General features: G+C 66.9%; 13 protein-coding genes. 6 read left to right on the forward strand and 7 right to left on the reverse strand.

Features of this window, described 5'->3' with window-relative positions; genetic code table 11:
- Positions 1-12: 12 nt before the first annotated feature.
- Complete coding sequence (locus tag WA237_RS06160) at positions 13-894, reverse strand: EamA family transporter (RefSeq protein ID WP_336097042.1); 882 nt, start codon at positions 892-894, stop codon at positions 13-15.
- Between the two features lie 94 nt (positions 895-988).
- Between WA237_RS06160 and WA237_RS06165 the strand changes: the two genes are divergently transcribed.
- Positions 989-1,480 carry a MarR family winged helix-turn-helix transcriptional regulator gene (locus WA237_RS06165; protein WP_336097043.1) on the forward strand — a complete coding sequence of 164 codons (492 nt, stop codon included), beginning with the start codon at positions 989-991 and terminating at the stop codon, positions 1,478-1,480.
- Positions 1,481-1,514: 34 nt separating this feature from the next.
- Here the strand turns inward: WA237_RS06165 and WA237_RS06170 are convergent, their stop codons facing one another.
- Positions 1,515-2,078, reverse strand: coding sequence for a flavodoxin family protein (locus WA237_RS06170; protein ID WP_336097044.1), 564 nt, complete (start codon positions 2,076-2,078; stop codon positions 1,515-1,517).
- A gap of 116 nt (positions 2,079-2,194) precedes the next feature.
- On the opposite strand from WA237_RS06170, the gene WA237_RS06175 reads away from it, so the two are divergent.
- On the forward strand, positions 2,195-2,593 hold the full coding sequence (locus WA237_RS06175; protein ID WP_336097045.1) for a winged helix-turn-helix transcriptional regulator: 399 nt from the start codon (positions 2,195-2,197) through the stop codon (positions 2,591-2,593).
- Positions 2,594-2,719: 126 nt separating this feature from the next.
- Complete coding sequence (locus WA237_RS06180; RefSeq protein WP_336097046.1) at positions 2,720-4,000, forward strand: DUF3422 family protein; 1,281 nt, start codon at positions 2,720-2,722, stop codon at positions 3,998-4,000.
- Here the strand turns inward: WA237_RS06180 and WA237_RS06185 are convergent.
- The 3 genes from WA237_RS06185 to WA237_RS06195 are packed head-to-tail and all read right to left on the reverse strand — an operon-like array spanning position 3,997 to position 7,669.
- A complete protein-coding gene (locus tag WA237_RS06185; RefSeq protein ID WP_336097047.1) occupies positions 3,997-4,863 on the reverse strand; it encodes an ABC transporter permease in 867 nt (288 codons plus the stop codon). The genes WA237_RS06180 and WA237_RS06185 overlap by 4 nt on opposite strands.
- Positions 4,856-5,863, reverse strand: coding sequence for an ABC transporter permease (locus WA237_RS06190; RefSeq protein ID WP_336097048.1), 1,008 nt, complete (start codon positions 5,861-5,863; stop codon positions 4,856-4,858). The genes WA237_RS06185 and WA237_RS06190 overlap by 8 nt, the downstream gene beginning before the upstream one ends.
- Positions 5,864-5,908: 45 nt before the next feature.
- A complete protein-coding gene (locus tag WA237_RS06195; protein ID WP_336097049.1) occupies positions 5,909-7,669 on the reverse strand; it encodes a peptide ABC transporter substrate-binding protein in 1,761 nt (586 codons plus the stop codon).
- A 190-nt stretch (positions 7,670-7,859) separates the two neighbouring features.
- Between WA237_RS06195 and WA237_RS06200 the strand changes: the two genes are divergently transcribed.
- Both WA237_RS06200 and WA237_RS06205 read left to right on the forward strand, forming a co-directional pair.
- Positions 7,860-9,410 (forward strand): ABC transporter ATP-binding protein, encoded by a 1,551-nt coding sequence (locus WA237_RS06200; protein WP_336097050.1) that lies wholly within the window; start codon positions 7,860-7,862, stop codon positions 9,408-9,410.
- Between the two features lie 78 nt (positions 9,411-9,488).
- On the forward strand, positions 9,489-10,664 hold the full coding sequence (locus WA237_RS06205; RefSeq protein ID WP_336097051.1) for a M20 aminoacylase family protein: 1,176 nt from the start codon (positions 9,489-9,491) through the stop codon (positions 10,662-10,664).
- 15 nt (positions 10,665-10,679) lie between these two features.
- On the opposite strand, the gene WA237_RS06210 is transcribed toward WA237_RS06205, so the two are convergent.
- Both WA237_RS06210 and WA237_RS06215 read right to left on the reverse strand, forming a co-directional pair.
- The gene (locus WA237_RS06210; RefSeq protein WP_336097052.1) at positions 10,680-11,555 is read right to left on the reverse strand and encodes a GGDEF domain-containing protein; all 876 of its coding nucleotides are present in this window, start codon (positions 11,553-11,555) and stop codon (positions 10,680-10,682) included.
- Between the two features lie 166 nt (positions 11,556-11,721).
- Positions 11,722-12,120 (reverse strand): DUF6524 family protein, encoded by a 399-nt coding sequence (locus WA237_RS06215; RefSeq protein WP_336097053.1) that lies wholly within the window; start codon positions 12,118-12,120, stop codon positions 11,722-11,724.
- A gap of 225 nt (positions 12,121-12,345) precedes the next feature.
- On the opposite strand from WA237_RS06215, the gene WA237_RS06220 reads away from it, so the two are divergent.
- Positions 12,346-13,641 (forward strand): adenylosuccinate synthase, encoded by a 1,296-nt coding sequence (locus tag WA237_RS06220; RefSeq protein WP_009812071.1) that lies wholly within the window; start codon positions 12,346-12,348, stop codon positions 13,639-13,641.
- Positions 13,642-13,643: the final 2 nt, after the last annotated feature.

Consider the following 13,643-nt stretch of genomic DNA (forward strand, 5'->3'; position numbering starts at 1 on the left):
TTTGGGGGGCTGTCAGGCGGCGCGCAGCGGCGCGGGCCTTGCGGGGGCCGGGCGCAGCGCCCATTGGCCGAGCCAGACCGAGACGAGCACGGTGGCGGCGCCGATGGTCTGTTGCGGGCTGAGGGTCTGGCCCGCGATGGCCCAGCCGAGCAGCACCGCCGAGAGCGGCGAGACAAAGCCCAGCACCGAGAGCGACGCCGGGCCGAGCCGCGCCAACCCGCGAAACCAGATCGCATAGGTCAGCACCGCACCCGCCAGTCCAAGCCACAACAGGCCAAGCAGCGCACCGCGGTCGAGCGCGGGCAGCGGCGGCTCCAGCCAGAGCGCCAGCGGCAGCAACAAGAGCCCCCCGGCGGCGAGCTGCCAGGCGGTGAAGGTGAGGGCTGAGACGGGCGGCGTCCAGCGGCGGCTCAGCACCATGCCGAGCGCCATGCTGGCCGCACCGCCGAGCCCGGCGGCAATCCCCACCGGGTCGAGCTGTGCCTCGGGTGAAAGGACCAGCAGGCCGACGCCGCCGATCCCGGCCAGGGCGGCGAGGATTGCCACAGGCGGCGTGGCGCTGCCCAGCAGGGCGCGGGATAGGAAGAGCACAAAGAGCGGCTGTACCGCGCCGAGCGTCGCCGCCACCCCGCCGGGCAAGCGATAGGCCGCGAGAAAGAGAAAGCCCCAGAAGAGGGTGAAGTTCAACGCGCCCAACAGGAAGATCCGCCCGAGCCAGCGGCGGGGCGGCATTTGCCGTAGCAGCAAGATGAGCAGCAACCCGGCGGGCAAGGCGCGCAGCATCGCCATGCCGAGCGGATGGCCCGGCGGCAGGAGTTCGGTGGTGACGATATAGGTGCTGCCCCAGATGGCGGGGGCGAGCGCGGTGAGGGCGAGATCGGTTTGACGGGTCATGAGATGTCCTGACGCGGGAGGGGAGAAGAAATCTTGACGTCAAGATATGTGATAATCTCTTGACGTCAAGATAACCCGCGCACAGGGTATGTGCATGGATCATGTGGACAAGATCATCGCGCAATGGGCGCGGGAGCGGCCCGATCTCGACACCGGGCCGATGGCGATCATCGGCCGGATGTCGCGGCTGGTGCTCGAGATGAGTGCAGAGATGCAAAAGACCTTTCGCGCGCATGGGATCAATGCGGCGGGATTTGACCTTTTGGCGACGTTGCGGCGGGCGGGCGCGCCCTATCGGCTGTCACCCGGCGATCTGATTGCCAGCAGCATGGTGACCTCGGGGACGATGACCAACCGGATCGACCAGCTGGTCAAGGCCGGGCTGGTCGAGCGGATCGCGCAGGAGGGCGATCGGCGGTCGGTTCTGGTCGGGCTGACGGCAGAGGGTCTGGCGCGGATCGAGGGGATGCTCGAGGCGCATGTGGCGACGCAGGCGCGGCTCTTGGCGGGGCTCGATGCGGCGGAGCGGGCGCAGCTCGACGGGCTGTTGCGGCAGATGCAAGCGGCGCAGAGCCCCCCGGCGTAACGCGCGCCGGGAGGGTGTTTTTCGGGGCAGGGTGTCAGGCGGCGAAGCGCTCGGCGAGGCTGGCGACGCGGGCGCCAAAGGCGCGGGCGCTGTCGAGATCGCCGTTGCGCGGGCCCTGGTCCGGGCTGGAATCGCTGGGCGAGATGGCGGTGACACCGACCGAGCCGCCGCCCCAGTTGATGTCCGAAGGCGTGCTGGCCAGCGTGTTAGAGGGCGCCTGACCGAGGCTCACCCAGATCTGGCCATGCTGCGAGGCGAGCGTGTTGAAATAGGCCAGGGTCGAGCCCTTGTCGCCATTGGTGCTGGCCGAGTTGGTAAAGCCACCGGCGAGCTTGTCCTGCCAGTCGCGGGCGAACCAGCGTTTCGAGCTGTCATCGGCGAAGCGTTTGAACTGCCAGGCCGGGCCGCCCATGTAGGTCGGGCTGCCATAGAGGATGGCATCGGCCTGATCGAGCGCCTCCCAGGCGTCGTCGGACAGGGTGCCGTCTTCGGAGAGTTTCCAGAGCCGGGCGGAATTGCCCGCGCCATCGGCCACCGCTTGTGCGAGCCGGTCGGTATGTCCATATCCAGAGAAGTAAACGATTTCGATATTTGCCATGTTGGCCTCCATTCAGATGCCCCGCGGGGCGTGTGTTCCTTGTGTGAGAGGGGAGGTAAGGGCTTTACTTACAAAACGTAAGTGGGTACCTTTTGGTAACTAAGGAAAAAAATGTCATGAGCGACATGATGGATCAGGAAATTAAGGGCCGCGCGGCGTCGAAAAATTTGGCGCATACCCCCGGCCAATGCCCGATGGACCCGCTTTTGCGGGCGGTGAGCGGGCGCTGGACGCTCTATATCCTGTGGCTCTTGCGCAGCGAGGGGCCGCAGCGGTTTGGCGCGCTCAAGACGCTTATCCCCGGGATTTCGGCCAAGATGCTCACCGAGCGGCTGCGCGGTCTCGAGGCGGCGGGGCTGATCACCCGCGAGGTGGTGCCGACGATCCCGCCGCAGGTGACCTATGCGATGAGCTGCAGAGGCGCAGAGCTGCACCGGGCGCTCGACGGGCTGCATCAGGTGGCGGAGAAATGGCAGGGCGAGGGCTGGACGCTGGAGGCGGGCACTGCCGAGTGACCCGCGTCTGATCGCTGCGCTGCGGCATACAATGGTATGCGGCCAAGCCCTTGCGATGTCACAGTAATTCCTTTTCATCGGGGCGAATCATCCCTAGGGTGTGGCGAACCAACGGGGATCACAGACATGCCGCCCATCGCCGACCATCCGCTGCGCTATAGCCTTGCCAACGAGCTTCACGCGCGGCCCTTTCCAGCCATGTCGGTGCCGGCCACGGGGCTCTTTCTGGCGATCAAGCGCGAAGAGGGGGCGGCGGCCCGCGACCGGGATCAGGATTTGGCGCATCTGGTGGCGCTTCTCGATCGCCATGGCGCGCCGCATCCACAGCCCGGGGCCACGCATTATTCCGGCAAGATCGGCCGCCATACGCTGCGCTGGGAAAGCCATACCGAGTTTGTGACCTACACGGTCTTTGCCGAAGGCGCGGGCCAGCGGCCGTTCGATCCGGCCGAGGCCTCGGTCCTGCCGGAGGATTGGCTGACCGAGGCGCCCGGGGTGCGGATCACCTCGGCGCTGATCCGGGTGGTGCCGTGGAAGGACAAGGAAAACGCCCGTGCGGCGATTGCCGATCACTTCGTGGCCGAGAGCGTGGCGGTGGCGCGGGTGCTTGATAATGCGGCGGTGATCGCGTCGGATTTCCGCATCGACGAGGCCGGGCATCAGCGCATTCTGGTGATTGCCGCGCCCTCGATCGGGCCCAATCGGGTGGGCCGCATCGTCACCAGGCTCTGCGAGATCGAGACCTATAAGTCGATGTCGATGCTCGGCTTTTCGCGGGTGCGGTCGCTCGAGCCTCGGATGGGCGAGATCGACGCGCGGCTCAGCCGGATGATCGAAGAGATGACCGGCGGCGGCTCGAGCTCGGAAGAGACGCTGCGGGTGCTTCTCGATATTTCCGCCGAGCTCGAGGCGATGGTGGCGCGGGCCTCGTTCCGCTTTGGCGCGACGGCAGCCTATGAGAGGATCGTGACGCAGCGGATCAACGTGTTGCGCGAAGAGCGGTTCGAGGGGCGGCAGACCTTTACCGAGTTCATGATGCGGCGCTATCAGCCGGCGATGCGCACGGTGGAATCGACGCAGGCGCGGCTCGCGGCGATGGCGGACCGGGCGCGGCGCGCGGGCGAGCTTCTGCGGACGCGGGTCGAGGTCGAGCGCAGCGCGCAGAACCAATCGCTGCTCGAGAGCATGGATCAGCGCGCCGATATGCAGCTCAAGCTGCAGAAGACCGTCGAGGGGCTCAGCGTTGTGGCGATCAGCTATTACGCGGTGTCGCTGGCGGGCTATCTTCTCTATCCGCTGGCGGCGGGGCTGGGGATGAGCAAGGGGGTGCTGACGGCGCTGGTGACCTTGCCGATCATCCTGGCGGTCTGGCTCATCATCCGGCGCATTCGCGGCGCGGTGCATTAGCGGGGCAGGTGGATCTCGTCGGCGATGCGGTCGCGCAGCCCGTCGCCCAGATAGCTCACCGCGAGCACGGTGAGCGAGATCATCGCGCCGGGCCAGAGGGCGCGGCCTGGCCGGTCGCTCAGATAGGGCAGGCCCTCGGTGAACATGCGGCCCCAGCTCGGCATATCGGCGGGAAAGCCGAGGCCGAGATAGCTCAGCGCGCTTTCCAGCAGGATGGCATTGGCGATGCCCAAGGTGGCCGAGACGAGGATCGCCGAGGCGCAATGGGGCAGGATATGCCGGGTGACGAGCGCGCCGGTGCTGGCGCCTGCGACACGGGCGGCGATGATGAAGTCGCGCCGCATCAGCGTCTGGGTCAGCCCGCGCACCACCCGCGCCGTCATCATCCAGGAGGTGAACCCAATGCCCAGCACCACCAGCAGGAAGAGGCCGACGTCATGGCCGAACGCGCCGCTCAGCCGGTCGCGGAAGAGCATGACCGCCACCAAGAGGATCGGCAGCAGGGGCAGCGACAGAAAGAGATCGGTGAGCCGCATCAAGAGCCCGTCGAGACGCGGAAAGAGCCCTGCCGCGAGGCCAATGGCGCAGCCCAACAGGAGCGACAGCGCCATGGCCGCGCCGCCCACCGCCAAGGTTAGCCGCCCACCCTCGAAGAGCCGTGCCAGCAGGTCACGGCCAAGCTGATCGGTGCCGAGGGGATGGGCGAGCGAGGGGGCGGCGTTGCGCTGGCCGAAATCCACCGCATCGGCGGCATGGGGCCAGAGCAGCGGCCCGAGCAGCACCAGCAGCAAGATGAGCCCGAGCGTGGCGCGGGCGGCGCGGGCCGGGGCACGGCGCGGGCGGGGGCTGCGGCGTCTATCCATGGCGCAGCTTTGGGTCGAGCCAGGCGTTGAGCAGATCGGCCAGCAGGTTGCAGAGCACGATCAGCACCGCCAGCAGGAAGGTGATGGTGAGCACCACGGGCCAATCGCTCGCCTTCAGGGCGGTGATCAGCAGGTGACCGACGCCATTCACCCGGAAAATCTGCTCGGTGATGATTGCGCCGCCAAAGACCTGTGGCAGGCCGAGCGCCGCGACGCTCACCACCGGGCCGAGGGCGCGGGGCAGGGCGTGGAGGAGGATCACCCGTGGCTCTGACAGGCCCCGTGCGCGGGCCGAGAGCACATAGGGCGCGCGCAGCTCGTCGCGCATCGCGGCCCGCATGTAGCGGCTCAGAAGCGCGGTGGTCTGCAGGCTCAGCACCATGACCGGCAGGGTCATCTGCCAGAGCTGAAAGCGCAGGCTCGGCCAATCCTCGACCCGGTGCAACCCGTCATAGGAGAGCGGCAGCCAGCCCAGCGTGGTGGTGAAGAGCAGGATCAGCACCGCCCCGGTGAAAAACGGCGGCAGCGCATAGCCCAGCACCGAAATGCCCCCCGTCAGGTGATCAAAGAGCGAATACTGCCGCAGCGCCGAGATGATCCCCAGCGGCACCGCAAGGAGCAGCCCCACGACATAGGCCGCCCCCACCACCCAGAGCGTCTGGGGCAGGCGTTCGCCGATGATCTGCATCACCGGGGCGCGGTTTTGCCAGCTGATCAGGCGCGGCATGTCCTCGGCCCAGCCGGTGCCAAACAGCGCGTTCACCGCCTGCGCCGGTTCGATCCAGAACATCTGTTGCAGCCAGAGGCCAAAACGATCGGGCGCGGGCCGGTCGATGCCGAGGGCCGCGCGCATCTCGGCCTCGACCTCGGGCGAGACGCCCAAGGGCAGCTGAGCCAAGGGATCGCCCGGGGCCAGATCGATCAGGGCAAAGAGCGCGAGCGCGATGACGAGCAGCGTCGGGATCGCCCAGCCGAGCCGGCGGAGGGTGAATGTCAACAAACTGGCACCTGGCTGGTCCCTCTGTGGTCTCGCACGCCGTGCAGCCTAGCGCGAAACCGGGCTCTTGTGCCAGTCGGCGATGTTCCAGAACTCGCTGTCCCAGCTGTTCATCACCACGCCCTTGAGATCATGCAGATGGGCCGAGACCCGGCCCCGGTCGACCAGCGGGATGACCGCGTAATCCTGCACCAAGAGATCGTTGAGCTGCCGGATGAGCGCGGCGCGCGCCGCGAGCCCGGCGGTCTGGGCCAGCGTCGCCAGAAGCGCGTCGAACTCGGCATGGCACCAGCGGCCAGTGTTGCTGCCTTGCCATTGGTTTTCCGGGCGCGGGATAGAGCTACAGGTCCAGCCAGCGAGATAGGCCTCGGGGTCGGTGCCGGTAAAGCTCGCCGCGTACATCTGAATATCGGCAAAGAATTTCTGCATCGTGTCGGGGCTGCCGGTGTCGCCGCCAAAGAACACCGAGGCATCGATATGGCGCAGCTCGGTGTCGATGCCGATCTCGCCCCACCAATGTTTGAGTGCCATCTGGAAATCCTGCCGCACGGCGTTGGTGGTGGTCTGGAACAACAGGCGCAGCGGCGTGCCGTCCTTGTCGCGGATGCCGTCGCCATCGCTGTCCGTCCAGCCCGCCTCGTCAAGCCGGGCACGCGCCGCGTCGAGATCCTGCGCCGGGCAGGGCGCGAGCGCCTCTTCGGTCGCCAGCATCGTCGGCGGCAGGATGTTGCAGGTCACCCGTCCGGTGTCGCCATAGCCCAGATCGACCAGCGCGGCGCGGTCGATGGCAAGGCTCAGCGCCTCGCGCACGAGGCGCTCCGACAGGATCGGGTGCTGCTGGAGAAAGGTCGCCCGCGCCTCGCCGAGCGCCGGGTCGGGGTCGGAGAAATTCACCACCAGCCGTTCGACCACCGCGCCAAAGGCCACCACCGGCGTGCCGTGCCCCGCCGCCGCCATGGCGCTCAGCAGATCGGGCGGCAGTTGCAGGTTCCAGGCATAGTCGAAGGCCCCCGCCTCGAGCACCGCGCGGGCGGCCTCGGTCGGGGTGCCGCCGCCTTTGAGCGAAATCTCGGCAAAGGCCGGTTTTGCGGGGTCGCGATAGGCGGGGTTGGCCTCGAAGAGCACGGTGTCATTGCTGCGGAACTCGGCGACGCGATAGGGGCCGGTGCCGATCGGGGCAAAGTTCTGCGCGCTGCAGCCCGCCGCTTCGGGGCCGAGACACTCGGCGAATTGCGCGGCCTGCAGGATCGGGGCCTGGGCACCGACAAAGGGCTGATAGGGATAGGGTTTGGGGGTGGAAAAGCGGATTTCGACCCTGCGCGCATCGGGGGCGGTCACCTCGGCCACATCGTCGAACATATCGGCCTGGGCACAGCCGGTTCCGGGGGCGGTGCAATAGCGCCAGGTAAAGGCCACATCCTCGGCGGTGAAGGCACTGCCATCGGACCAGGTGATACCCTCGCGTAGGGTCCAGGTGATGCGGGTGAGATCCTCGCTCACCCCGCCATTGTCGAGCGTCGGGATCTCGGTGGCAAGCCAGGGCACCATCGCGCCCGTCGCATCATGGCGCGCCAGCGGTTCGAGCACGATGCTCGCGGCCTCGGTGTCCTTGGCGCCGCTCGAGAGATAGGGGTTGAGCGTCGAGGGGGCCTGCCAATAGATCATCTCGAGCCGGCCATCGCGGCCGCGTTCGCCCGTGTCTTGCGATTGGGCCATGAGCGGCGTGGCGAGACAGCCAAGCGTCAGGGCCACGGATGCGAGACGCCGGCGCGCCGAGGGGGCGCTTGCGGGGGGGATGGAAAGGTTCATATGCGTCTCCGCGCCGTTCTGTCCGGGCCGTCGCTGGGCGACATGACGAGTGGGGTTGAATGTCTGGGCCACGGAAATGCCCCGTGGCGTGGGGCGCCTGGGCCCCCGGGGAACAAGCTTTGATATTTTCTTCTGGAAATCAACCGCTAAACTGCAAGTTGATGTCGCAGCCCCGAAAGAAGGACGCCCCGTGCCGCAGAACTCATCCGTCCCGGCCCGTCTGGCGCTCTGCGGCCTCGGCGTCTCTGCCCCGGATGGGACGGAGATCCTGAAAGGCATCGATCTGACCATCGGGGCGGGCGAGGTGCTCTGCCTGCTGGGGCCGTCGGGGGCGGGGAAATCGGTGCTGGGCCGGGTGGTGCTGCGGCTCGATCTGCTCGATGGCAACCGGATCACTGCGGGGCGCGTGTGGCTCGATGGGCGCGATCTCACGGCTCTCCCTCCGGCAGAGCTTCGGCAGCTGCGTGGCGGTCTGGCGGGCATGGTGTTTCAGGATTCGGCGGCGGCGCTGACCCCGGGGCGGCGCATCGGTGCGCAGCTTATCGAGAGCCTGCGTTTGCAGCCCGGAATACGGCGGGGCGAGGCACGGGCGCAGGCCCATGAATGGTTGCGTCGGGTCGAGCTTGGCCCGGAGGTGATGCAGGCCTATCCGCATGAGCTCTCGGGTGGGATGGCGCAGCGGGTGATGCTGGCGCTGGCGCTGGCGCGGGGGCCGAAACTCTTGATCGCGGATGAGGCGACGACCGCGCTCGATCCGGTGACGCAGGCGGGCATTCTCGATCTCATTGACCGGTTGCGCCGCGAAGAGGGGCTGGCGGTGCTGCTCATCACCCATGATGCGGGCGTGGCGCGGCGGTTGGCCGACCGGGTGGCACGGATCGAGGCGGGGCGGATCGTGGCTGAGGGGCCGGTGGCGGAGATGCTCGGGTCCGCGCCTGTGCGGCCTGAGGCGGGGCGCGCGCCTGAGACGGCGCCGTGGCTGCGGGCCGAGGGGCTCTGCCTCGAGTATCCCGCGCGGGGTCGCGGGCGAAAGGCGGCGCTGCGCGATGTCGCGCTCGAGTTGCGGCGCGGCGAATGTCTGGCGCTGATCGGCCCGTCGGGCGCAGGCAAGACGAGCCTGGCGCGGGCGCTTTTGGGGATCGAGAGGCTCTCGGGGGGCCATGTGCAGGTGGAGGATCGGGTGCTGCTGGGGGCGGGGCAGAACCTGTCGCGGGCCGACCGGGCGCGGTTTCAGATGATCTTTCAGGACCCGCTGCAAAGCTTTGACGCACGCCGCAGCCTTGGCGCGCAGATCGCCGACAGCCCGTGCAATTTCGGCGTGACGCGGCCAGAGGCCGAGGAAAGGGCGACGGCGCTATCTGCGCGGCTGGGGCTTGATGCCGCTCTGCTGACGCGGCGGCCCGGCGCGGTCTCGGGCGGGCAGCGGCAGCGGGCGGCCATGGCCCGCGCCCTCATCCTCGCGCCCGATCTGCTCATCGCCGACGAGGCGCTGAGCGCGCTCGACCCGGTGCTGCGGGCCGAGATGGTGGCGCTCTTGCAGGCCGAACAGGCGGCGCGCGGCATGGCGCTGCTGCTCATCAGTCATGACATGGCGCTGGTGGCCGAGCTGGCCCATCGCGTGGCCGTGGTGGCCGGCGGCGAGATCGTAGAAACCGGCCCCGCGGCGGAGGTGCTGCGCGCGCCGCGCCATGCGGTGACAAGGGCGCTCTTGGCCGAGGCGGGAGGTATGGCAGACGCCTGAGAGGGCACGGCTGTTCAGCCGGGGGCAATCGGGGCTAAGCTGCGCGACGAATCCCCCCCCTTGGCCCAAGGACCTCCCATGCCCGTCAAACCCTTCTTCACCGCGCATCACGCCGAAATCACCGACTGGCGACGCGACATTCACGCCCATCCCGAGCTTCTCTTCGACACCCATCGCACTGCGGCGCTGGTGGCGGAAAAGCTGCGCGATTTTGGCTGTGACGAGGTGGTCGAAGGCATCGGGCGCACCGGCGTTGTCGGCGTGATCCGGGGGCAGGGCGCTCAGCCCGGAAATGACGCGCGCACCATCGGGCTGCGCGCCGATATGGATGCGCTGCCGATCCCCGAGGCGACCGGCGTGCCCTATGCGAGCAAGACCCCCGGCGTCATGCATGCCTGCGGCCATGACGGGCATACGGCGATGCTGCTGGGGGCCGCGAAATACCTCTGCGAAACGCGCGATTTTTCCGGCACTTGCGTGGTGATCTTTCAGCCCGCCGAAGAGGGCGGCGGCGGCGGGCGCGAGATGTGCGAAGACGGGCTGATGGAGCGGTTCGGCATCGAAGAGGTCTATGGGATGCACAATTGGCCCGGCGTGCCCGAGGGGACATTCGCCATCCGGCCCGGCAATTTTTTTGCCGCCACAGACCTCATCGAGATCGAGATCCTGGGTCGTGGCGGCCATGCGGCGAAACCGCATGACACGATCGACCCGGTGGTGATCTCGAGCCAGCTCATCATGGCGCTGCAGACGGTGGCCGCGCGCAATGCCGATCCGACCGAACAGCTCGTGGTTTCGGTCACTTCGGTCGCCACCTCCTCCAATGCGTTCAACGTGATCCCCGACAGCGTCACCCTGCGCGGCACGGTGCGCACCATGTCGCCGGCATTGCGCGACCTTGCCGAGAGCCGGATCACCGCGCTGGCACAGTCCACGGCACAGGGGTTTGGGGCCGAGGCGCGGGTGCGCTATGAGCGGAACTATCCGGTGATGGTCAACCATCCCGCCGAGACCGATCATGCGGCAGGCGCGGCGCGGGCGATCAGCGGCCAATGCGACACCGCGCCTCTGGTCATGGGCGGCGAGGATTTCGCCTTCATGCTCGAAGAGCGGCCCGGCGCCTATATCCTCGTCGGCAATGGCGACACGGCCATGGTTCATAACGCGGAATATGATTTCAATGATGCGGTGATTCCCGCCGGCTGTAGCTGGTGGGCGGAGCTGGTGGAGCAGCGGCTGCCGCGGCAGGGCTGATCCCGGGCGGTCGCCTCAGGCGCTGAGGCGGCTGCGCTTTTCTTCATACATGCGGTGATCGGCCCGGGTAAGCAGCCCGGTCACCGTACAGCCATCCCGCGGAAAGGCCGCCATGCCAAGGCTCGCGCCCAGCGCGATCTTGTCGGCCTGGCCGCCCTTGGGCAGGGTGAAAGGCGCATCAAAGCAGCGCAGCACCTGCCGTTGCCCACGCTTGAGCGCGAAATCATCGGTGGCGCTGCGCAGCAGGATGACGAATTCGTCACCGCCAAGCCGCCCGGTGAGATCGCGTTCGATCATCGTCGCATTGAGCCGCCGCCCGAGCTGTTGCATCACCGCATCCCCGGCGAGATGGCCATGGGTGTCATTGACCTGCTTGAACCCGTCGATGTCGAGCAGCAAAAGCGCAAAGCTCCGCCCGAGCCGGTTTCCGGCCATGATCGCGCTGTCGATCTGTTCCGAGATCGACGCCCGGTTCAGGAGCCCGGTGAGCGGATCGCGAAAGGCGCGGCGGTGCAGCTCGTTCAGGGTCTGGTCGCTGACCATGGGTTCGCGGACATGGACCTCGAACACCGGCGGGCGTCCCTCCACCTGCGGCATGAGCAGCACGAGCTGTTCAGCCCAGACCAGCCCGCGTTCAGGATGTCGAAACCGTTTGAGCAGGCTGAACTTGCCCGCGCCGCGCGCCTGCAAAAGCTCGAGCTGGGCGCATTCGCGCAAATGGTCGGTCGTGTGGGTGATCTCATCGATGCCCTTGCCGATGAGCGCCTCGACACTATAGCCGAGAAAATGCGCCAGCTGCACCGACACCGATTGGAAACGCCCGTCGGGCGCCACTTGGGCGATGCCACCCGAAGGCGGTCGAGACAGGGTTTCGTCAAAGGTCTTTGGCATGGGTTTCCTCAGGCTAGAGCCGGCAAATTCGGAGGAACACATTAACAAATGATTAAATGTGGCGGAGTTCCGTAAGTCCCCTTTCAAAACGTGCGGATTATCGCCTAACCCTTTATAAATCTCCGTATGTACACATATGGATTAACACCCAAAGACAGGGCATCGGTCAAGCACTCACATCATCCATGTCGGATTGACCGCTGATCCGGCGGCGCACATGGCTCCAGCTGAGGCCAATGCCGAGCACCAAGGACAGGATGCCGAGCCCGAGCCAGATACGCGCCGCGCCTTCCTCGAGCCGCAAAAGCCCGAGATCATAGAGCACCCAGACCAGCGCCCCGGCAATCGCCAGCACCAGGAGCATGCCGAAACCCCCGATCGAGCGCAGCGTGGCGCGCAGATAGATGATGTAGCCCACCAAGAGCAGCAGTCCGCCCAGCACCACCATCGGCAATTCCGCGTTTAGATTGTCGCGCGCCCAGCCGAGATAGCTATAGCCCGTTGGATTGAACGTCACCGCCAGAAGCGCAAAGGCCAAAAACCAGCGTAGAAAAAAGCCTGCCATGCGAGAGCTCTCCGTCTTGGGTCGGGCTGAATCGGAGTTGAGAGTGGGACAGGCGGCAGATCATGTCCAGCCTTTTGCCCGGCGCGCGGATGGCCCGTCTGGCGTGGCGGCGCCCGTGCTTGGACAGTTTGCCACGGCTTTCTCTGAATTAGCGGTTCCACTGGCCCCCTTGGCCCGGTATAGGGGAGCCGGTTTTACAGAAATGGATGTCCGGAAAGGATCACCATGGCAAATGTTGTCGTCGTGGGCGCCCAATGGGGTGACGAGGGAAAAGGCAAGATCGTCGATTGGCTCAGCGAGCGGGCCGATGTGATCGCCCGGTTTCAGGGCGGGCATAACGCCGGCCATACGCTTGTCATCGACGGCAAGGTCTACAAGCTCAACGCGCTGCCCTCGGGTGTGGTGCGCGGCGGCAAGCTGTCGGTCATTGGCAATGGCGTGGTGCTCGATCCGTGGCATCTCGTGGCCGAGATCGCCAAGATCCGCGAGCAGGGCGTCGAGATCACGCCCGAGACGCTGATGATCGCCGAGAACACGCCGCTCATCCTGCCGATCCATGGCGAGCTTGACCGCGCCCGCGAAGAAGCGGCCAGCAAGGGCACCAAGATCGGCACCACCGGTCGCGGCATCGGCCCGGCCTATGAGGACAAGGTCGGCCGTCGTGCGGTGCGCGTCGCCGATCTCGCCGATGACGCCACGCTCGAGGCGCGGGTCGACCGCGCGCTGCAGCACCATGATCCCTTGCGCCGCGGCCTCGGCATCGAGCCGGTGGACCGCGACGGGCTCATCGCGCAGCTCAAGGAGATCGCCAAAGAGATCCTGCCCTATGCCGCACCGGTGTGGAAAGTGCTCAACGAGCGCAAGAAAAAGGGCGAGCGTATCCTCTTTGAAGGGGCGCAGGGCGCGCTGCTCGACATTGATTTCGGCACCTATCCCTTTGTCACCTCGTCCAATGTGATCGCCGGTCAGGCCGCCACAGGCGTCGGCGTCGGCCCGGGCTCGATCGATTACGTGCTGGGCATCGTCAAGGCCTACACCACCCGCGTGGGCGAAGGCCCGTTCCCGACCGAGCTCGACGATGAGGATGGCAACCGTCTCGGCACCCGTGGCCATGAGTTCGGCACCGTCACCGGGCGCAAGCGCCGCTGTGGCTGGTTCGATGCCGCTCTGGTGCGTCAGACCTGCGCCACCTCGGGTGTCACCGGCATCTCGCTGACCAAGCTCGACGTGCTCGACGGGTTCGAGACGCTCAAGATCTGCGTCGGCTATGATCTCGACGGCAAGCGGCTCGACTATCTGCCGACCGCCGCCGAAGAGCAGGCGCGCTGTCAGCCGATCTATGAGGAAATGCCGGGTTGGAGCGAATCGACCGAAGGCGCGCGCAGCTGGGCCGATCTGCCCGCCAATGCGATCAAATATGTGCGCCGCGTCGAAGAGCTCATCGAATGTCCGGTGGCGCTTCTCTCGACCAGCCCCGAGCGCGAGGACACGATCCTCGTCACCGATCCCTTCGCGGATTGATC

The sequence above is a fragment of the Roseovarius sp. CH_XMU1461 genome, assembly GCF_037027165.1.
GTDB lineage: Bacteria > Pseudomonadota > Alphaproteobacteria > Rhodobacterales > Rhodobacteraceae > Roseovarius > Roseovarius nubinhibens.